This is a genomic window from Azonexus caeni (assembly GCF_048146105.1).
GTDB classification, from domain to species: Bacteria; Pseudomonadota; Gammaproteobacteria; order Burkholderiales; family Rhodocyclaceae; genus Azonexus; species Azonexus aromaticus_B.
In genome coordinates, this window is sequence record NZ_JBKJAD010000002.1 from 349175 (window position 1) to 367815 (window position 18641).

Below are 18641 nucleotides of genomic sequence, written 5' to 3' on the forward strand. Positions count from 1 at the left end.
TCAGCAGGCCTCCACGAGCATGGCGCCACCCAGGCCGCCACCGATGCAGATGGTCGCCACGCCGCGTTTGGCCTGATTCCGCCGCAGTACATGAAGCAGGTGCAGGACAATGCGCGCGCCCGAAGCGCCGACCGGGTGGCCGATAGCCACCGCACCGCCGTCGACGTTGAGCCGGTCGTCGGCAATCTTGCCGAAGGCGCCGGGCAGGTCCAGTTGTTCGCGGCAATAGGCGTCGTCCTGCCAGGCGGCCTGGCAGCCGAGCACCTGTGCGGCGAAGGCTTCGTTGAGTTCCCAGTAATCGATGTCGGCCAGTTGCAGGCCTTGGCGTTGCAGGATCGGCGTCGACGCATGCACCGGCCCGAGCCCCATCTGCTCGGGCTCTAGCCCGGACCACTGACTATCGACGATCCTGCCGATCGGCTGCAGCCCCCATTTCTGAACGGCCTCCTCGGAAGCCAGCAGCACCCAGGCAGCGCCGTCGGTAATCTGCGAGCTGTTGGCGGCGGTGATGTTGCCGTATTTCTTGTCGAAGAAGGGCTTGGGCTTGGCCATGCTGGCGAGGTCGGCATCGGGCCGCACACCGTCGTCCTCGGCGTAGACCTTGCCGTCGCCATCGACCAGCGGCACGATTTCTTCCAGATGCCCGGCCTGCCGCGCAGCAAAGGCGCGCTGGTGGCTGCGCACGGCGAACTCGTCCATCTGCTGGCGGCTGATGCCGAACTTCCAGGCCAGATTCTCGGCGGTCTGGCCCATGAGCAGGCCGACGACCGGGTCGGTCAACCCTTTCATCAGGCCGATCACCGGGGTCAGCAAGGCGGCCGGGCGCAGCTTGAGGAAATGGCCGACCTTCTGGCCGAGCGTGCGCATCGCCATCATGCCGGCGAACCAGCGCACCATCGTGTCCGAATAAAGCAGCGGCGCCCGCGACAGCGCATCGACACCGCCGGCCAGCACCAGTTGCGAACGACCGAGCTGGATGTTGGCGATGGCCGAGTCGATGGCCTGCATGCCGGACGCGCAGTTACGCATCACCGTCCAGCCCGGCACTTTCTTGCCGCAACCCAGGCGCAGCGCGACCATGCGGCCGATGTTGGTCTCGTCCGGCGACGGCGCTGCGCAGCCGAGGATGACTTCGTCGAGATCGGACGGCAGGAAGGGCTGGCGCAGCAGCAAGGCGCGGCCGGCCTGCGTCGCCAGATCGGAGGCGGCGAATGGCCCGGGACCTTTCTGCGCTTTCAAAAACGGCGTGCGGGCGCCGTCCACCACGTAGATCGTCTTGTTCATGCCGCCATCCGGTTGTCGGCCGGCTTGTTGGCCGTCGCCACGCCGTAATCGAAGGGGAAGTCATCGACGCGGACGACGATGTCGCGCAGGTGGTTGCGCCGCTTCATCACTTCGTACTCGGCGGCGTTGATGACGCCGGCCTCGAAAGCGACGACGGCGATGTCGCGCACATTGGCGCGCGGATTGCCGTCGAAGCGGCCGTCCTTCTCGGCGGCGCGGATCTTCGCCTCGATCTGCTCGGCTTCCAGCGTCGCCTTGAGCGCCAGTTCGATGGCGCCGACCGGTTCGTTTTCCTGCAGCGGCAGGTAGCATTCGGCGGTCAGCCGGTCGCGCGTTGCCGACGGCGCGATCAGCGCCTTCGCCACCTGGTGGCCGACCTCGTCCGAGGGCACGACATAGGGATGGCCCCAGGGGAAGATGATGCGATTGACGACGGCGGCGATGAAGCGCACCGGGAAGTTGGCGATGACGCCGTCGAAAGCCTGTTGCGCCTTGTACATCGCGTCCCAGATCGCCCAGTGGGCGAGCGGCGCGTCTTCCTTCCTGCGGCCTTCGGCCTCGTAACGCTTGAGGGTGCAGGAAATCAGGTACATCTGCGCCAGGATGTCGCCGAGGCGCGCGGAGAGCTTTTCGCGGCGCTTGACGCTGCCGCCGAGGACCAGCAGCGAGACGTCGGAGAGGAAGGCAAAAGCCGCCGAAAAACGCGTCAATTGCTGGTAGTAGCGCCGCATCTCCGGCGCCACGTCGGTGTTGACCGTGACGAAGTGCGAGCCGGTCAGCCCCTGGCGGAAAGCGCGCCAGCCGTTCTTCATGGTGAAGCCGATGTGGCCGAACAGCGCCCGGTCGAAATCAACCAGCCCCTGGCGGGCATCCGGGTTCTGCGCGGCGCGCATTTCCGGCAGCAGGTAGGGATGGCAGCGGATTGCCCCCTGGCCGAAGATGATCAGCGAGCGGGTCAGGATGTTGGCGCCTTCGACAGTGATCGCCACCGGAATCTGCTGGTAGGCACGGCCGAGGAAATTCGACGGGCCAAGGCAGATGCCCTTGCCGCCGATGACGTCCATGCCGTCATTGACCACCTGGCGGGCGCGTTCGGTGACGTGGTACTTGGCGATCGCGGAGACTACCGACGGCTTCTCGCCAAGGTCGATGGCACCGGCGGTCATCTTGCGCACCGCGTCCATCAGGTAGGTGTAGGCGCCGATGCGGGTCAGCGCTTCCTCGACGCCTTCGAACTTGCCGACCGCCATCTTGAATTGCGAACGCACCCGGGCGTAGCCGCCGACGGCGCGCGCCGTCATCTGCGCCATGCCGGTGTTCGACGAGGGCAACGAAATCGAGCGCCCGGCAGCCAGGCACTCCATCAGCATGCGCCAGCCCTGGCCGGCCATCGCCGGGCCGCCGATGATGAAGTCGAGCGGCATGAAGACTTCCTTGCCGCGCGTCGGGCCGTTCATGAACATCGCGTTGAGCGGGAAGTGGCGGCGGCCGGTATCGACGCCCGGATGGTCGTAGGGCACCAGCGCGCAGGTGATGCCGATATGCTTCTTGTCGCCGAGCAGGCCGTCCGGATCGTAAAGATGGAAAGCCAGGCCGAACACCGTGCACACCGGCGCCAGCGTGATGTAGCGCTTGTCCCAGGAGACGCGCATGCCGAGCACTTCCTTGCCCTGATAGATGCCCTTGCAGACCACGCCGGAATCCGGGATCGACGCCGCATCCGACCCCGCCCACGGGCTGGTCAGCGCGAAGGCCGGCACCTCGATGCCCTTGGCCAGGCGCGGCAGGTAGTGGTTTTTCTGTTCCTCGGTGCCGTAGTGCAGCAGCAGTTCGGCGGGACCTAGCGAGTTCGGCACCATCACCGACACCGACAGCGCGGAAGAGCGCGTCGACAGCTTGGTCACCACCTGCGAATGGGCGTAGGCCGAGAACTCCAGGCCGCCGTACTTCTTCGGGATGATCATGCCGAGGAAGCCCTTGTCCTTGATATAGCGCCAGGCTTCGTTCGGCAGGTCATAGAGTTCGTGGGTGACTTTCCAGTCGTCGACCAGGCGGCAGGCTTCCGCGCATTCGTTATCGAGGAAGGATTGCTCCTCGGCGGTGAGCTTGGGCACCGGGTAGGCGTGCAGTTTCTGCCAGTCGGGCCGGCCGCGGAACAGCTCGCCCTCCCACCAGACGGTGCCGGCTTCGAGCGCCTCGCGCTCGGTATCGGACATCTGCGGCAGGACCTTGCGGTAGGCGGAAAAAACCGGCCGGGTGAGCACGGCGCGCCGCAGCGGGCGCACCGTGAGCAGCCCGGCCAAAGCCACCAGGGCTAGCACCCCGAGCAGAGGGATGGGGTTTTCGAACATGCGTGTCTCCTTTTTTTGTATTAGGTTTGGCCGCCGGCTTACTGGCCCGGCGGATCGAAATGCGGCAGCGGCGCGCGCAGGCCGCCAATGAGGAAGGACATCAGGCGCGGCACCAGGCGGTCGAGGCGGTCGACCGAGTCCTCTTCCTCGATCTGCCAGTCGGTGACCAGGCGCAGCGCGTCGGTCCCGGCGATGGCGTAGGAAGTGGCGCCGAGCATGAAGTGGAAGCGCCAGACGATCTCGGCCTTGGGCACGTCGGGCAAGGCCCGGAACAGCGCTTCCTTGAAGCGGTCCATCACCGCCTTGTACTCGTGGGCGAGAAAGGCGCGGATGAACTCGGAAGGCTCGGTCAGCGTCCGCCCGAGCAGGCGCAGGAAGGTCATGCCGCCGCGCGCTTCGTCGTCGGCCATGCGCAGCAGGGTGCCGAAGAAGGCGTCGACGATCAGCGAAGGCTTGACCGGCTGCCCGCCGGCTTCCGCCTCGAGGCGGTCGAGGACGCGCATGCGCTCCTCGTTCAGCCAGTCGAGGCGCCGCCGGAACACCTCGCGGATCAGCGCTTCCTTGGATCCGAAGTGGTAATTGACCGCCGCCAAATTGACGCTGGCTTCGCCGGTGATCTGGCGCATCGACGTACCGTCGTAGCCGTAGGCCATGAACAGGCGCTCGGCGGCGTCGAGGATGCGCTCTCGCGTATCGGCATTGCGAACTTCAGCCATTCTTGCTTCCTATGATTCATACGTTCGTTTGAATCATAGGAAAAGGCGCCCGCCTTGGCAAGCCTTTTCTCTTACGAAAGTTAGCCTGGCGAGCCGTTACGCTGGCGGATGAAAGCTTCCGCCTCGAGCGCGGGCAATGGCTTGCTGAACAGGTAACCCTGCACCAGATCACAGCCGCGAGCCCGCAGATAGTCAAGCTGGGCTTCGGTCTCGACGCCTTCGGCGACCAGCGTCAGGCCCAGGGCGTGGGCGAGACCGATCGTCGCGTCGCAGATGACCTGACCGTCGATGTCCTCGCCGATACCCTCGACGAAGGAACGATCCAGTTTCAGCTTGTCCAGGGCGAACATGCGCAGGTAGCTGAGCGAGGAATAGCCGGTGCCGAAATCGTCGAGCGCCAACGTCACCCCCATGCTACGCAGGACATCAAGGACACGGATGGTTTCGTCCGGCTGCTCCATCGCCACCGATTCGGTGATTTCGAAGATGAGATCGCCGCGGGCCAGCGAGTAGGCGTCGATGACGCCGTGGGCGACCACCGGCAGGCTGCTGTTACGCATCTGCACCGCCGAGATGTTGATCGCCATCTTGACATCGGCGATGCCTGCCGCGCGGAACGCCGCAAGCTGCCGGCAGGCGGTCCAAACCACCCAGTCGCCGATCGGCTGGATCAGGCCGGTTTCCTCGGCGACGCCGATGAACAAACCCGGCGCGACCAGGCCGCGTTCCGGGTGCCGCCAGCGGATCAGGGCTTCGACGCAGGATACCCGGCCGCTGCCGAGGTCGATCACCGGCTGGTAGTACAACACGAATTCGTCGCGTTCGAGCGCCTGATGCAGCGCGTGTTCGATGTTCAGGCGTTCGATCGCCGCTTCGTTCATGCGCGCGTCGAAGAACTGGAAGTTGTTCCGCCCGGCCGCCTTGGCGTGGTACATCGCGGCGTCGGCGTTCTTCATCAGCGCTTCGCCATTCTCGCCGTCCATCGGATAAACGGCGATGCCGATACTCGGCGTTGTATATAGCGTGTGCGGGCCGATCGCATAGGGTTCGCCGACGACCTTGACGAGTTTCTCGGCGACCGTCGCCACCGAACTCATCTGCTCCACACCACTCGCCATGACGACGAATTCGTCGCCGCCAAGACGGGCAACCAGATCGCTGTCGCGCACCGCGCTGCGCAGTCGCTGGCTGACCTGGATCAGCAGTTCGTCGCCGATGTGATGCCCCAGCGTGTCGTTGATCACCTTGAAGCGATCGAGATCGATGAACAGCAGCGCGACCCGCGAGCTTTCCCGGCGTGCCACCGCCAGCGCGTGCTCGAGACGTTCCTTCAGGCTGAAGCGATTGGCCAACCCGGTCAGCATGTCGTGGTGCGCCATGTGATGGAGGCGCGCTTCGGCCGCGCGCTCGGCCGAGACATCGGTGAAATGGGCGATGTGATAGCGGATTTCACCGGCATCGTCGCGCATCACCGAAATCGACAGCCATTTCGGATAAACCCCGCCATCCTTGCGCCGATCCCAGACCTCGCCTTGCCAGTAGCCCTTCTGCCTGATCGACGCCCACATCCGCTCATACTCCTCGGGCAAAGTCCGACCGGCCGACAGCAACTTGGGATTCTTCCCGGCCACATCTTCCAGCGTGTAGCCGGTCAAGGTGGTGAACGCCGGGTTGACGGTGACGATGCGATTGTCGTGATCGGTGATCAGGATGGCTTCGCCGCTGTGGTGGAAAGCCGTGCCCAGCAACTGCATCTGCGATTCCATGCGCCGCAGGTCGGTAATGTCCTGCGCGGTACCGATCGTGCGCAGCGGATTGCCCAGCGCATCGAAGTGGGTTTCCCAACGCGAACGAATCTGCTTGATCTGACCGCTGCCGGTGATCAGTCGATGCTCCACCTCGTGCGGTTCGCGTTCCCGGAACGATGCACGATAGGCTTCGTCGACGCGTTCGCGATCCTCGGCCGGGACCATCTGCAGGAAACGCTGATAATCACCCGGCCCCGCCTGCGGATCGATGCCGAAAATCCGGTAGAGTTCTTCCGACCAAGTCAGACGGCCGGTCGGAATCTCGAGTTCCCAACTGCCGATCTGCGCCAGCCGCTGCGCCTCGCGCAATTGCTGGCGCCCCTGCCGCAACCCGGCGATCACCCGTTGGTTGTTGCGCTGCCGGCTCCACAGCAGCCAGGCGACGACGGCCAGTCCGGCAACCACCAGCAGCCAGGCGACGAAATAATCGAGATGCATGGAAAGCAGGCCGCTGACAAGCAAGGCTAGCGCCAACAGCGCGTAGCCCCTCCCCGGCTTGATGATCTGGCGCCCGCTCATGACATGCGGCCCTTTATCTGGTTCTTTGCGCCATTTTGCGCACTTGACGCGCAAACATCAATCAGGAATACGGCAGTGGCCGGGGTCGCGCCTGCTCGAAGACCTGGAAACGGCAGTCGACCGGCTCACCGGACTTACGTTCGACATAGCGCTCACGACGCTCGGATACCAGGCGCCAGTCGGCCAGCGGGATCTCGTCGGGAAAACGCACGTCGCCGGCAAAGTCCCGTTCGATGCGGGTCAGGTGGAAATAGCGGCAATAAGGCCAGGCCGCCGCATACACCGAAGCGCCGCCGATCACGAACACCGGCTTGCCGGTTGCCAGCGCTCCGCGCAACCCCGCTTCGACCGAGCCTACCCGGTAGCAACCGGGACGCGGCACGAAAGCCGGATCGTGGCTGAGGACGAAGGTATCCCACGGCACTTCAGCCATCGATTCGTAAGTGGCGCGGCCGACGACCAACGCTGCCCCGGCGACGGTCCGCTCGAAATAGGCGAGTTCCTCGGGAATGTCCCAGGGCAGCCAGTTCTCCAGACCGAGCATGCCGTTGGCAGCAACGGCACCGATCGCCGCGATCACCCCCGCGCCTTCAGCCATTGCTCGCGACTCAGCGTCAGAGTGATGGCCGGCGTCGCCCGCCCGTTGTAAACATGCGGCTTGTGCATCGAAACCAGCGCCGACGTCACCACCGGAATCGTGAAGATCGCATCCATGACTTCCAGGATGCTCGACTCCAGGCACTCGCAATGGGCGTTTTCTTCGAGGCGCAGGATCGCCAGGTAGATGACTTCGTAATCGACGACCTCGCGAATGTCGTGGGGATTGGCGATGGCGGCGACCGGCGCCCAGGCGTCGGCATGCACGACGACGGCCTGCGGGCCATGTTTTTCCAGCGGATTGCACCCGGTGCGCAACTGTATCGTCGCATCGACCGAGGCACACCAGTGATTGGCGAGCACGATGGCATTCCTTGCAATGATGGGGAAACGAAAAATACCAGAGCGCCGGCAAACGCGCACAAAAAAGGCGCCCGCCGACGCCATCCGGGGAAGAAACAGTTCAGGCGGTCACGTTGATCAGCGTCCCCGTCGCCTGCCCTTCGCTATTGATGAAACCCGCGCTCGACGCTGAGGTTTCGGGTGGCGCCAGAACGGCGGCGATCTGCGAACTCAAATCGCTCAAACCGGCGTTGATGTCACCGAAGGCTTCCATTGAAGACAGATTTCGTCTTGCGCTGGCGGCGTCGTTGCTGGCCTGCGATGAACTGCCCTGCAGGCGGCTGGCGTTTTCCTGAGCCCGGTCGGCTTCGGTCTGGGCGACCCTCGCCTGCGCCTGCAAGGCACGCGCTTTCTGTTCCGCCTGTTCGGCGTTGCGCTGGGCCTGCTGCATCTGCAACTGACCCATCACACTTGATGCACTACCCTGTGCACCGGAGACCATTTTTCTCTCCCCGCCGCCAGCCTGTCGCTGGCGGCACGTCTCAAGATCAGGCCGTGGTGTTGATCAGCCTGCCGGTTTCCTGCCCCTGGGCATTGACCACCGGCGCAGGCGTCTGCTCAACCTGCTGAACCTGTTGCTCCGGCCGCAACTGCTGTTGCCGCTGTTCGACCTGCTGCTGTTCCTGAGCCGACTGAGGACGCGCCGATTGGACGGTGGTATTGGCGTATGCACCGGATGCGCCTACTGATGCAAGTTCCATGATGATCTCCTGATTAGCACTGCCACAAACTCACTCTACACCATTTACAGCCGTTCGCCAGTAAAAAACCCGTTTAAAAACAGACATTACCATTGTCATTGGCGAGTTCCTGGCGCAACGGCAGGTAGACTGTGAACTCGCTGCCGCGGCCGGGTTCGCTGTCTACTTCAATGCGTCCGCCATGATGATCGACGATCCCGTAGGTCACCGACAAGCCGAGACCGGTTCCCTTGCCAACCGGCTTGGTGGTGAAGAAGGGATCGAAAATGCGGTCGCGGATTTCCGGAGCTATGCCGGAACCGGTATCGGCCACCGCGATGCTGACGAATTCGCCGAGACAGCGGGTGCGGATGGTGATCCGGCCATGTTCGGCGATCGATTGCGCCGCGTTGACCAGCAGGTTCAGGAAAACCTGATTCAATTGCGAGGGCAGACATTCGATCTCCGGCAGTTGGCCGAAATCGCGCACCACCTCGGCCTTGTACTTGATTTCGTTCCAGACCACGTTGAGCGTACTCTCCAAACCGGCATGAATATCCACCAGTTGCCATTCGGCATCGCCACTACGCGAGAAGTCGCGCAGATCCTGGATGATCTTGCGTACCCGCTGGGTGCCGTCGATCGATTCGCCGATCAGGTCGGCAATGTCACGCCGCAAATAATCGATATCGACCCGTTGCCGCAACGCGCCAAGGCGCTCGCGCGACCCCGGCGACAACTCCTCCTCGACCGCCAGATGCGCGTCAAGTACCGCCAGCAGGTCCTCGACATAGGCCTTGAGGGTACCGAGATTGGAACTGACGAAACCGATCGGATTATTGATTTCATGCGCGACACCGGCCGCCAGCTGACCGATTGAAGCGAGCTTTTCCGATTGCAGCAACTGGTTGTGCGCTTCCTCGAGTTTCCTGATCAGCCCGCGCTGTTCCTCGCGCTCCCGGGTCAGGGCCCGGTTGATCCGTTCGTTTTCGCGCAGCGCCGCTTCCAGTTCCGCAGTGCGCCGTCGCACCTGACTTTCCAGCACCACCGAGTCGCGGAACATCCCGTAGTTGCCGCGCCGTACCTCGGAATCCCGCTCGACACGATGCAGCAAGGCCCTGACCACCTTGTTCAGACGGTCGACTTCGGCCTGCAGCGCGGCCTCGCCTAGCGCTGGATGACGCTCACTCATCGCCCCCCCTCCGCTCGCCGATGACCAGGCCGGTCAAGGTCTGATTGATGTGCACGCCGTCGCATTGTTCGCCATAAGTGCTCAGACCAACCGCTGGAGAGGCCTGCAACATCGCCCCTACCGCTTCCTGCTGGCCGGCGCGGGCAATCTCCAGCGCGCGTAGCACGCAGTCGAAAATCAGCACGCCGGCCACCGCGCCAACCTCAGCCTGCACCTCGTCCAGTGCACTGGCCAGATTGCCGAGCAGATCCTGACCATGGGCGACGCGCAGCACGACCCCTTCGTCGAGGGCACAGAAAAAAGTCAGGCTGCCATCGCGATTGGCACTGCGAATCGCGCGCACGTAATCCTGCCCGTCGATCTTCACCACCACCGGCCGGGCAGCGAACCGGACCGGATTGAGCTGGGCGGGTTTGACGCCGATCAGTCGGGCATACTCATCAACCGCCGGCAAACCGTTGAACTCGCGCACCACCCGGTGCTCGCTGTCGACATCGGTGACAACCAGGCACTCACCGTCGGCGACGAAATGCTGGGTGCGCAACGACCGGAACGGCAGTCGCGTCGCCAGCACGGCAAAGACCGCGGCATCGTCGTGAAAACGGCCATCATGAAACACCTGCGTGCGCTGGAAACGCAGATCGTCGCCTGCCGAGGCGCCAATCACATGAATCCCGCCGAGGCCGTCCTGCAGCGCCATCGCCACCTGTTCCTCACGCATCGACAGGCCGTCGATCAGCGACAACGCGAAATAACCGCAACCGGACTCGACTTCGCGACGCTCGCGCAGACGCAGCATCAACTCAAGCGCCCGATCACGCCCGGCGTCAACCTCGAACTCCTGCAGCTTGTCGAAATGCCCGCACTCGACGGTGAAATCGGCCGCCGCAAAGGCGATTCCCGAGACGCCGCTCTCGCCATACCCGAGCGGCCCGATGGTCCCCGCCGCGGTACAGCCGATCACCGGAATCCCGGCAAAGCGGCGATTGATTTCGGTCGCCAGCAGGGCGAGGTCATAACTCGCCGAACAGAAGAAAATCACCAGCGCCGGCGCTTCCCCGGTCAGTTGCGCGTGAAGTTCGTCAATGGCGACGGCTTCCTCCATCGCCAGCGACTGTCCGATACGTAGGGGTCGTTCATGCTTCATGGCTTGTCCTTGATAGCTTTCTGTCGCGCCTCAATTCGACGCGAAGCAGAAAATTTCTGCCATCAATATTCCTTCAAAACAACAAAAACGTCAAATTTATCTTTTGCATCATTTCCCCACGCCGCTCTTCCACAAAAAAACACTCTCTTGAAAAACGCACCAAGGCCGATGTCATAATCCGCCAGAAATTCCCGTATGCCGTAACCGACAGCCCATTCCAATGTCCCCGCCATCCTATCGCTGGACTTGTCAGAACTGCCAACAGCACAACGCTGCCGGCACCGAATCCTGCGCCGCGTGCGATTTTCCGGCCTGCGCCACCGGACACGAAGTGGCGGCATTCAAGAAGGGCATTGTCCCAGAGCGTCCCGTGAAGACCCGCCCTCCCCGCTCCGACCCACCGAAAAATCCGCTCCTGCCCCTGGCCAAACTTTTTTGGTGGGCAGGAGGACTGTTCGCGCCGTTCAGCATTTTCCTCGCAGCCCACTTCGGCACCCCTGGCCACGGCGGCCCCGGCGGCTGGGGCAGCGGCTTCTTCATCCTGCTGACCGGTATCATGTTCATCAGCCCGAGCCTTGTCGTCTCCGGCGTCCTGGCCCTGCTTGCCGGCGACCACCTGAAAAAGGAACGGTACTGGCTTGGCGGCCTGTTCGGACTGCTTCTGGGCGGCTGTGTGTTGCTTCTGAGCGGCGAGATCTACTTGCTGCTGCTGTTCCTCTAGCCCGCACGCCAGCCCCAAAAACCTCGAGCCACTCGCAACAATCGGGAGCCGAACCAGACGCGGGTAACGATACCTGTCCCGGTCAACGAACGCCCCTATGTAAAAGGCCCTCGCCTTTTCCGACAAGGGCCTTTGCCAACTGAACTGCTACGGAAAGCTTAGCTGCCCGCGACGCCCTATTCGATGCCGACCATGCCGGCCTCGGCATAACGCGCCCCGGCGACCCGTTCAGGGGCGAACATCCGGTCGAGTTCGGCGATCTCCTCCGGCTTGAGCGACACCGCCGCGGCGCCGGCATTCTGCTCAAGATAGGCGATACGTCGGGTGCCCGGAATCGGCACGACATGCGGCTGCTTGCCGAGCAGCCAGGCGAGCGCCACCTGGGCGTTGCTGAGGCCGCGGGCCGCGGCGAAGCGGCCGAGTTCGGCAACCAGCTGGGCGTTGATCTGCTCCGCCGCGCCGACGAAGCGCGGGTTGTGCTTGCGGAAATCGCCCTCGGCCAGTTGCCCGGAGTGCACGGCGCCGGTCAGGAAGGCGCGGCCGAGCGGGCTGTAGGCGACAAAAGTGGTACCCAGCTCGGCGCAGGTGGCGAGCATTTCGCGCTCGGCTTCGCGTGTCCAGAGCGAATATTCGCTTTGCACGGCAGCCACCGGATGCACCGCACCGGCTTGCCGCAAGGTAGCGGCCGACACTTCGGAAAGACCGATCTGGCGGACCTTGCCGGCAGCGACCAGTTGCGCCAGCGCCCCCATCATCTCCTCGATGGGCACTTCCGGGTTGCGGCGATGGCAGTAATAGAGGTCGATCTGCTCGACGCCGAGACGGCGCAGCGAGGCCTCGCAGGCCTGCCGGATGTAGGCCGGGCTGTTGTCGATGCGTCGCTCATACTTGCCGGGCTCGCGGACGATGCCGAACTTGCTGGCGATTACCACCTGACGCCGGCGCGCCGCGCCGCCTTCCTTGAGAAAACGGCCGAGCAGGCTTTCATTGTGGCCATGACCGTAGGTGTCGGCACTGTCGAGGAAATTGATCCCGAGTTCGAGCGCCCGGGCCAGCGTGCGCAGGGATTCGGCATCGTCGCTGGCGCCGTAGAATTCGCTCATCCCCATGCAGCCGAGGCCGATGGCGGAGACCGGCTGCCCTTGCGGGCCGAGAAGGCGGGTGTGCATGTTTCCTGCCCTTTTACTGAACGGTATAGCCGCCGTCGATGGCGAAGCCCTGGCCGCTGATGTAGCTTGCCGCCGAAGAAAGCAGGAAGAGCACCGGCCCGGCGATTTCCTCCGGCTGCCCGGGACGGCCGGCCGGACTGCCCTTGAGCGAGGCTTCGAGATTTTCCAGGCCGCCAAAACCGATCTCGGCCATCGGCGTAACGATCGGGCCGGGATTCACCGCATTGACGCGGATGCCCTGCTGGAAACCTTCGAGCGCGGCGCTGCGGGTGAGGCCGAGCACGGCGTGCTTGCTCGCCGTATAGGCCGCAAAGTTGGCGAAGCCGATCTGGGCGACGACGGAAGCCGTATTGACGATGGCGCCGCCGCCCGTCTTCAGCATCGCCGCCATTTCGTACTTGAGCGACCAGAACACACCATAGACGTTGGCCTGCATGACCTCGGCGAAATCGGCGCTGCTCAGTTCATGAATCGGCGCCACCTTGCCCAGCACGCCGGCGTTGTTGAAGGCGCCGTCGAGGCGGCCGAAGTGGGCGACGGTCTGCGCCACGGCGTTCGCGACATCGGCTTCGACGGCCACGTCGGTCTTGATCGCGATGGCGTCGCCGCCGTCGGCGCGAATCTGCGCCACCAGGTCTTCCAGCGCCTCCAGACGGCGGGCGGCCAGCGCCACCCTGGCCCCGGCCCGGCCAAGCGCCAGGGCGGTGGCGGCGCCGATGCCGGACGAGGCGCCAGTGATGAGGATGGTTTTGCCGGACAGGTCAGCCAGAATATTTTGCATGTTGTTCTCCATTGAGAGGGTTGGGGATAGGACGGAAAACAGGCTACGCCCTGTCCAACCGTGCAACAATCCGCACATTGCTTTACAGGCTACTGAGAATTCCTCATTAATCATGAATCCCGCCAGCCTTGCCGATCTCCAGTCGTTTGCCGCCGTCGCCCGCCTGCGCAGCTTTCGCAAGGCGGCAGCCGAACTTGGCGTTTCACCGTCGGCGCTGAGTCACGCCTTGCGCGGCCTGGAGGCCCGGCTCGGCGTCCGCCTGCTCAACCGGACGACACGCAGCGTGGCGCCGACCGAGGCCGGCGAGCGCCTGCTCGACCGCCTCTCGCCCGCCCTGCAGGAGATCCACGGCGCGCTCGACGAAGTCAATGCCTTTCGCGACTCGCCGCTCGGCACGCTGCGCATCAACGCGCCACGAGCGGCGTGCGAACTGGTGCTGGCGCCGCTGCTCGGGCGCTTTCTGCGGGCCAACCCGGGCATGCGCATCGAACTGGTCGCCGACGACGCCTTCGTTGATATCGTCGCCACCGGCTTCGACGCCGGCGTCCGCTTCGGCGAAAGCCTGCAGCAGGACATGGTGGCCGTACCGCTCGGCCCGCCCCAGCGCTTTGTCGTGGTCGCCTCGCCCGACTATCTGGCGGCGCACGGTGTGCCCGGATGCCCGCGCGAACTACAGCAACACCGCTGCATCCGCATCCGTTTTCCCAACGGCAGTTTCTATCGCTGGGAATTCGCGCGCGGCAGCGAGCAGTTCGAAATCGAAGTCGACGGGCCGGTCGGCGTCGGCCAGATGCCGCTGATGATCGCGGCGGCGGAACAAGGTCTCGGGCTGGCCTACGTCTATGCCCAGTACGCGGCGGCGCCAATCGCGGCAGGGCGCTTGCAAACGGTGCTGGACGACTGGTGCCCGGAAATTCCCGGCTTTTACCTGTATTACCCGAGCCGCAAGCTGATGCCGGCCGGGCTGAAGGCTTTTGTCGAGATGCTGCAGGAGCTGTCGGAGTTTTGATCGCTACGGCTCTCTCATCCAATCAACGGAGGGACGTCTGCCCGGCAAGGCCGGCGGCAAAACCGGCAAGAATGTGCAGCACCCTCTCCACCTGTGCGACACAAAAACCTGTCAGTTCTCTACCTGAGGTTTCAATTTCTTTGCATAGTCTTCAACGCGACCACGCATCCGAAAGCCGCTCCGCCTGATCCAGCACCAGCCGGATCGCCTCTTCCTGCATCTCCGGCGGGTACTTGTAGCGGCGCAGGGTGATGCGCACCAGGTTGCGCAAACGGGCGCGCACGCTGTCCCGCTTCTGCCAGTCGACAGTCGTACTGTTGCGCAGCTTTTCGGTCAGCTCATGGGCGATCTTCTTCAGCATTTCGTCGCCCATTTCGCGCACCGCGCTTTCGTTGTCGGCCAGCGCATCGTAGAAAGCCAGTTCGGATTCGTTGAGTCCCAGGGCATCGCCGCGCTGGGCGGCGGCGCGGAACTCCTTGGCCATGGCGATCAATTCCTCGATCACCTGGGCGCTTTCGATGGCCCGACCACGGTAGCGGTTGAGCGCCGCCTGCAGGCGCTCGCTGAACTTGCGTTCGAGCACCACATTGGTCCGCGAACGGGATTTCACCTCGTCGTTGAGCAGCTTCTGCAACAACTCCACCGCAAAATTGCGTTGCGGCAGGCTGCGCACTTCTTCAAGAAAGGCGTCGGAAAGAATGCCGATGTCCGGCCGCTCCAGCCCGGCCAGCTTGAAGATGTCCTCGACGCCCTCGGCCACCACGGCATTGTCGAGAATCTGCTTGAGGACGGCATTTTTCTGATCTTCCGACAAGCGCTTTTCAGAAGTCGTCGCCTTGGCGATCACCGCCTTGATCGCCTGGAAGAAAGCGATTTCCTCGCGCAAGGCCAGCGCCTCGTCGAGCGTGCCGCACAGCGAAAACGCCTTGGTGATGGCCAGCACCACGTCGGCCCAGCGCTTCTTGCCATCCTCCAGCCCGAGCACGAAATTGGCCGCCGGCAGCAGCAAGGCCACCGCCTGCGTGGCAAAGGCGCCGAATTCGAAGCCATGCAGCAGCCCGCGCGCCACATCCATCAACTCTTTCAGCTTGGCCAGCGCCTCTGCCGCATCCAGCGTCGGCTGCCCCTTGCCCCGGCTTTCGGTGTAGGCCTTCAAGGCATTGCGCAACTCGGCGGCAATCCCGATGTAATCGACCACCAGCCCGCCTTCCTTGTCGCGGAAGACGCGATTCACCCGCGCGATGGCCTGCATCAGGTTGTGGTCGCGCATCGGCTTGTCCACGTACATCGTATGCAGACAAGGCACGTCGAAGCCGGTCAGCCACATGTCGCGCACGATCACCAGCTTGAGGCTGTCGTTGGCATCCTTGAAACGCTTTTCCAGCAACTTCTTGGTAGCCGCGTTGTAGATATGCGGGCGCAGCAGTTCGCTATCCGCCGCCGAGCCGGTCATCACCACCTTGATCGCACCCTGCGCCGGGTCGTCGCTGTGCCATTCAGGGCGCAGCGCAACAATTGCCTGGTAGAGCCGGGCGCAGATGTCGCGGCTCATGCCGACGATCATGCCCTTGCCGGCCACCGCCGTATTGCGCGCCTCAAAGTGCTGGACGATGTCCGCCGCCACCTGGTCGATGCGCGGCTGCGCGCCGACCAGCTTTTCCAGCGCCGCCCAGCGCGTCTTGGCCGCCTCGCGCAGCGCCACGTCTTCCTCGTCCTCGAACACCTCTTCGACATCGCTGTTGAGCCGTTCCATCTCGGCCTGGTTGAGGTCCAGCCGGGCCAGGCGGCTCTCGTAGTAGATCGGCACCGTGGCGCCGTCATCCACCGCGTCCTGGATGTCGTAGATGCTGACGTAGTCGCCGAACACCGTGCGCGTATCCTTGTCGCTGCTCTCCACCGGTGTCCCGGTGAAACCGACGAAGGTGGCGTTCTTCAAGGCATCGCGCAGATGCTTGGCGAAACCGTACTTGTACTGGCCGGTCTTCTTGTCCAGCACGGCGCGAAAACCGTACTGCGAGCGGTGCGCCTCGTCGGCGATGACGACGATGTTGGTGCGCGCTGACAGCAGCGGGAAGACCGCCTCATCCGGCCCCGGTGCGAATTTCTGCACGGTCGTGAAAATGATGCCGCCGGACGGTCGACCGTCGAGCAAGGCGCGCAACTCGTCGCGGTCGGACGCCTGTTGCGGCATCTCCTTCAGCAACGCCCGCGCCCCGGCAAAGGTCTGGAACAACTGGCCGTCGAGATCGTTGCGGTCGGTCACCACGACCAGCGTCGGGTTCTGCATCTCCGGCTGCTGCATCAGCTTGGCGGCAAAGCAGACCATCGAAATGCTCTTGCCTGAACCCTGGGTGTGCCAGACGATACCGCCCTTGCGCGCCTCGACCCGCTTGCCGTAGGTGGCGCGCGGCTCTTCCACCCGGCTGCCCTCGAGCAACAGCGGCAGGGTCGCCGCCGTCACCGTCGCCCGCACCGCCTCGCGCACGGCGTGGAACTGGTGGTAGCCGGCAATCTTCTTGATCAGCTTGCCGTCGAAGGTCTCGAACAGCACGAAATAGCGCAGGTAATCGAGCAGCAATTCGGGTGCGAAAAAGCCGCGCACCACCTTTTCCAGCTCGAATTCCAGCAGCGGCCGGTCGTTCTCGTTCTTCACCGTGCGCCACGGCAGGTAACGCTCGCGGCTGGCCGTCAACGAACCGATGCGGGCCTGCACCCCATCCGAAATCACCAGCGCCTCGTTGAAGACGAAGAGATCGGCAATCTCCTCCTTGTAGGTCGCCAACTGGTTGAAAGCCGACCAGATGTCCGCCTGCTCGGAAGCGGCGTTCTTCAGCTCGATCACCGCAATCGGCAGCCCGTTGATGAAGCAGACCAGATCGGGCCGGCGCGGCTGCTTGCTGCCCTGGATGGTGAATTGATTGACCACCACGAAACGATTGCGCCCCGGATTCGCGAAATCGACCAGGCGCACCCGGTCGCCGCGCCGTCCGCCCTCGCCCTCCACCTCGACCGGCACACCGTCGATCAGCGCCTCATGGAAAGCCCGGTTGCTCTGGATCAAGGACGGATGATCGGGCTTGGCGAGGTGATGCGCCACGTCGTCGAGCACCGCCGCCGGAACATCGGGATTCAGTCGCCCCAGCGCCGCGCGCAACTGGCCGGGCAGCAGTACCTGGCGGTAATCGCTGCGCTCGGGCGTCTCGCTATCCGGCGCAATGTCCGGACCGTGACGGTACTCCCAGCCGGTGTCCTGGAACCAGGTGAGTGCGAGCTGTTCGAGGTCGGATTCGGTCATACCCGCACCAGCCCCGGCTTCAAGCCGAGCCGTTCCTGAAAGTCGGGCGGAATATCGGCCCAGTGTTCGACCAGCAGATCGACCAACTGTCGCCCATTGACCAGGCCGATCCGCGGGAAACCCGGCTCCAGCGCGACCTCAGCAGCTTTCGACTGAAAATCCGCAGTCGTGATGAAAGCCCCCTGCCCGCCAAACGGAATCGCCTGCCGCAGTTGTCTGACCGTACCCGGCGCGATCTTCTGCCCTTTCTTGTAGCGCTTGGCCTGGACAAAGACCTTAACCTTGGCCAGGTTCGCCACGTTCAGTTCGCCCGTCGCATCGACGCCGCCGTCGCCCGTCTTGCCGGTTACTTCCGACCCCTCGAAACCGAGCGCCGTCAGCAGATGGCCGACCAGAATCTCGAATTCCTTGTCGTCCAGTTCCAGGACCTGATCGAGCACGACGCCATAGGGATCGTAAGGCATTGCCGCCGGCTTGGGCACCAGCGCGCCCTGGCCGATGGCGGTAAGGAACTCCGTCCCCTGCGACACGGCGAAAACGGTCAGCGAGGAGCGCATGGTGTTCTGGAACGGCACGGAAAAATCGCCCCGCCGCACCGGCTTGGCGTTCCACGCCACCCGCCGCCGATGGGCATAGGGACAGGCCGGATCGCTCGGCGCGTGAAAGTACGACGGATCGTCCAGCACCCGGCCGTAGTGCAGCCATTCCGTATCTGCCGCCGGCGTGATCACGTAATCGCCCGCCTTGATCTCCAGCAGGAAGCGGCCGATCTGCCCGACCTGCTGGCCGATGACGATGTTGCTGGTATCCTGCGGATGCGCCGCCTTGTAGAGCGGATACAGTTCCTCACGGCTTTTGATGGCGTCCAGATCGTTGTCGTGTATCCAGCCGATGGCGACATAAGCGCCGTTGAGAAAGGCTTGGGTATGCGTGCCGAAATCGGCGCGGACGCACCAGACATTAGTCATTT

General features: G+C 63.8%; 17 protein-coding genes. 2 read left to right on the forward strand and 15 right to left on the reverse strand.

Going from position 1 to position 18641, the window contains the following annotated elements:
• The 11 genes from ACLIIZ_RS04725 to ACLIIZ_RS04775 all read right to left on the reverse strand — a co-directional run bounded on the left by ACLIIZ_RS04725 (window position 1) and on the right by ACLIIZ_RS04775 (window position 10917).
• Entirely contained in the window at window positions 1-1284 is a 1284-nt protein-coding gene (locus ACLIIZ_RS04725) for an acetyl-CoA C-acetyltransferase (protein WP_416691039.1), read from the reverse strand.
• The gene (locus tag ACLIIZ_RS04730; protein WP_416691040.1) at window positions 1281-3635 is read right to left on the reverse strand and encodes an acyl-CoA dehydrogenase; all 2355 of its coding nucleotides are present in this window, start codon (window positions 3633-3635) and stop codon (window positions 1281-1283) included. The genes ACLIIZ_RS04725 and ACLIIZ_RS04730 overlap by 4 nt, the downstream gene beginning before the upstream one ends.
• A 38-nt stretch (window positions 3636-3673) precedes the next feature.
• Window positions 3674-4351, reverse strand: a complete 678-nt coding sequence (locus tag ACLIIZ_RS04735; RefSeq protein WP_416691041.1) for a TetR/AcrR family transcriptional regulator — start codon at window positions 4349-4351, stop codon at window positions 3674-3676.
• Window positions 4352-4431: 80 nt separating this feature from the next.
• On the reverse strand, window positions 4432-6678 hold the full coding sequence (locus ACLIIZ_RS04740) for a putative bifunctional diguanylate cyclase/phosphodiesterase (protein ID WP_416691042.1): 2247 nt from the start codon (window positions 6676-6678) through the stop codon (window positions 4432-4434).
• Window positions 6679-6739: 61 nt separating this feature from the next.
• The gene (locus ACLIIZ_RS04745; protein ID WP_416691043.1) at window positions 6740-7276 is read right to left on the reverse strand and encodes a dihydrofolate reductase; all 537 of its coding nucleotides are present in this window, start codon (window positions 7274-7276) and stop codon (window positions 6740-6742) included.
• A complete protein-coding gene (locus ACLIIZ_RS04750) occupies window positions 7255-7638 on the reverse strand; it encodes a dihydroneopterin aldolase (protein WP_416691044.1) in 384 nt (127 codons plus the stop codon). The genes ACLIIZ_RS04745 and ACLIIZ_RS04750 overlap by 22 nt, the downstream gene beginning before the upstream one ends.
• A 100-nt stretch (window positions 7639-7738) precedes the next feature.
• The gene (locus ACLIIZ_RS04755) at window positions 7739-8119 is read right to left on the reverse strand and encodes a hypothetical protein (RefSeq protein ID WP_416691045.1); all 381 of its coding nucleotides are present in this window, start codon (window positions 8117-8119) and stop codon (window positions 7739-7741) included.
• Window positions 8120-8165: 46 nt separating this feature from the next.
• The gene (locus tag ACLIIZ_RS04760) at window positions 8166-8378 is read right to left on the reverse strand and encodes a hypothetical protein (RefSeq protein ID WP_416691046.1); all 213 of its coding nucleotides are present in this window, start codon (window positions 8376-8378) and stop codon (window positions 8166-8168) included.
• A 73-nt stretch (window positions 8379-8451) separates the two neighbouring features.
• Window positions 8452-9549: an ATP-binding protein gene (locus tag ACLIIZ_RS04765; protein WP_416691047.1), complete on the reverse strand. Its 1098-nt coding sequence runs from the start codon at window positions 9547-9549 to the stop codon at window positions 8452-8454.
• On the reverse strand, window positions 9542-10696 hold the full coding sequence (locus tag ACLIIZ_RS04770) for an FIST N-terminal domain-containing protein (RefSeq protein WP_416691048.1): 1155 nt from the start codon (window positions 10694-10696) through the stop codon (window positions 9542-9544). The genes ACLIIZ_RS04765 and ACLIIZ_RS04770 overlap by 8 nt, the downstream gene beginning before the upstream one ends.
• Window positions 10697-10758: 62 nt before the next feature.
• On the reverse strand, window positions 10759-10917 hold the full coding sequence (locus tag ACLIIZ_RS04775; protein WP_416691049.1) for a hypothetical protein: 159 nt from the start codon (window positions 10915-10917) through the stop codon (window positions 10759-10761).
• Here ACLIIZ_RS04775 and ACLIIZ_RS04780 point away from each other — a divergent pair.
• Window positions 10917-11417, forward strand: coding sequence for a hypothetical protein (locus ACLIIZ_RS04780; protein ID WP_416691050.1), 501 nt, complete (start codon window positions 10917-10919; stop codon window positions 11415-11417). The genes ACLIIZ_RS04775 and ACLIIZ_RS04780 overlap by 1 nt on opposite strands.
• Window positions 11418-11593: 176 nt before the next feature.
• Here ACLIIZ_RS04780 and ACLIIZ_RS04785 read toward each other — a convergent pair whose 3' ends face one another.
• Both ACLIIZ_RS04785 and ACLIIZ_RS04790 read right to left on the reverse strand, forming a co-directional pair.
• On the reverse strand, window positions 11594-12586 hold the full coding sequence (locus ACLIIZ_RS04785) for an aldo/keto reductase (protein WP_416691051.1): 993 nt from the start codon (window positions 12584-12586) through the stop codon (window positions 11594-11596).
• Between the two features lie 13 nt (window positions 12587-12599).
• Window positions 12600-13367: an SDR family NAD(P)-dependent oxidoreductase gene (locus tag ACLIIZ_RS04790; RefSeq protein WP_416691053.1), complete on the reverse strand. Its 768-nt coding sequence runs from the start codon at window positions 13365-13367 to the stop codon at window positions 12600-12602.
• Between the two features lie 112 nt (window positions 13368-13479).
• Between ACLIIZ_RS04790 and ACLIIZ_RS04795 the strand changes: the two genes are divergently transcribed.
• Window positions 13480-14376, forward strand: a complete 897-nt coding sequence (locus ACLIIZ_RS04795) for a LysR family transcriptional regulator (RefSeq protein ID WP_416691054.1) — start codon at window positions 13480-13482, stop codon at window positions 14374-14376.
• Between the two features lie 151 nt (window positions 14377-14527).
• Here ACLIIZ_RS04795 and ACLIIZ_RS04800 read toward each other — a convergent pair whose 3' ends face one another.
• Window positions 14528-17671, reverse strand: a complete 3144-nt coding sequence (locus ACLIIZ_RS04800) for a type I restriction endonuclease subunit R (RefSeq protein WP_416691055.1) — start codon at window positions 17669-17671, stop codon at window positions 14528-14530.
• Complete coding sequence (locus ACLIIZ_RS04805; RefSeq protein WP_416691057.1) at window positions 17668-18639, reverse strand: restriction endonuclease; 972 nt, start codon at window positions 18637-18639, stop codon at window positions 17668-17670. The genes ACLIIZ_RS04800 and ACLIIZ_RS04805 overlap by 4 nt, the downstream gene beginning before the upstream one ends.
• Window positions 18640-18641 lie beyond the last annotated feature (2 nt).

Coding starts and splice junctions, on each gene's coding strand:
- ACLIIZ_RS04800 (WP_416691055.1), bottom strand. CDS start 17,671: ATGACCGAATCCGACCTCGAACAGCTCGCACTCACCTGGTTCCAGGAC.
- ACLIIZ_RS04760 (WP_416691046.1), bottom strand. CDS start 8,378: ATGGAACTTGCATCAGTAGGCGCATCCGGTGCATACGCCAATACCACC.
- ACLIIZ_RS04755 (WP_416691045.1), bottom strand. CDS start 8,119: ATGGTCTCCGGTGCACAGGGTAGTGCATCAAGTGTGATGGGTCAGTTG.
- ACLIIZ_RS04765 (WP_416691047.1), bottom strand. CDS start 9,549: ATGAGTGAGCGTCATCCAGCGCTAGGCGAGGCCGCGCTGCAGGCCGAA.
- ACLIIZ_RS04725 (WP_416691039.1), bottom strand. CDS start 1,284: ATGAACAAGACGATCTACGTGGTGGACGGCGCCCGCACGCCGTTTTTG.
- ACLIIZ_RS04785 (WP_416691051.1), bottom strand. CDS start 12,586: ATGCACACCCGCCTTCTCGGCCCGCAAGGGCAGCCGGTCTCCGCCATC.
- ACLIIZ_RS04740 (WP_416691042.1), bottom strand. CDS start 6,678: ATGAGCGGGCGCCAGATCATCAAGCCGGGGAGGGGCTACGCGCTGTTG.
- ACLIIZ_RS04735 (WP_416691041.1), bottom strand. CDS start 4,351: ATGGCTGAAGTTCGCAATGCCGATACGCGAGAGCGCATCCTCGACGCC.
- ACLIIZ_RS04795 (WP_416691054.1), top strand. CDS start 13,480: ATGAATCCCGCCAGCCTTGCCGATCTCCAGTCGTTTGCCGCCGTCGCC.
- ACLIIZ_RS04780 (WP_416691050.1), top strand. CDS start 10,917: ATGTCCCCGCCATCCTATCGCTGGACTTGTCAGAACTGCCAACAGCAC.
- ACLIIZ_RS04805 (WP_416691057.1), bottom strand. CDS start 18,639: ATGACTAATGTCTGGTGCGTCCGCGCCGATTTCGGCACGCATACCCAA.
- ACLIIZ_RS04745 (WP_416691043.1), bottom strand. CDS start 7,276: ATGGCTGAAGGCGCGGGGGTGATCGCGGCGATCGGTGCCGTTGCTGCC.
- ACLIIZ_RS04790 (WP_416691053.1), bottom strand. CDS start 13,367: ATGCAAAATATTCTGGCTGACCTGTCCGGCAAAACCATCCTCATCACT.
- ACLIIZ_RS04770 (WP_416691048.1), bottom strand. CDS start 10,696: ATGAAGCATGAACGACCCCTACGTATCGGACAGTCGCTGGCGATGGAG.
- ACLIIZ_RS04730 (WP_416691040.1), bottom strand. CDS start 3,635: ATGTTCGAAAACCCCATCCCTCTGCTCGGGGTGCTAGCCCTGGTGGCT.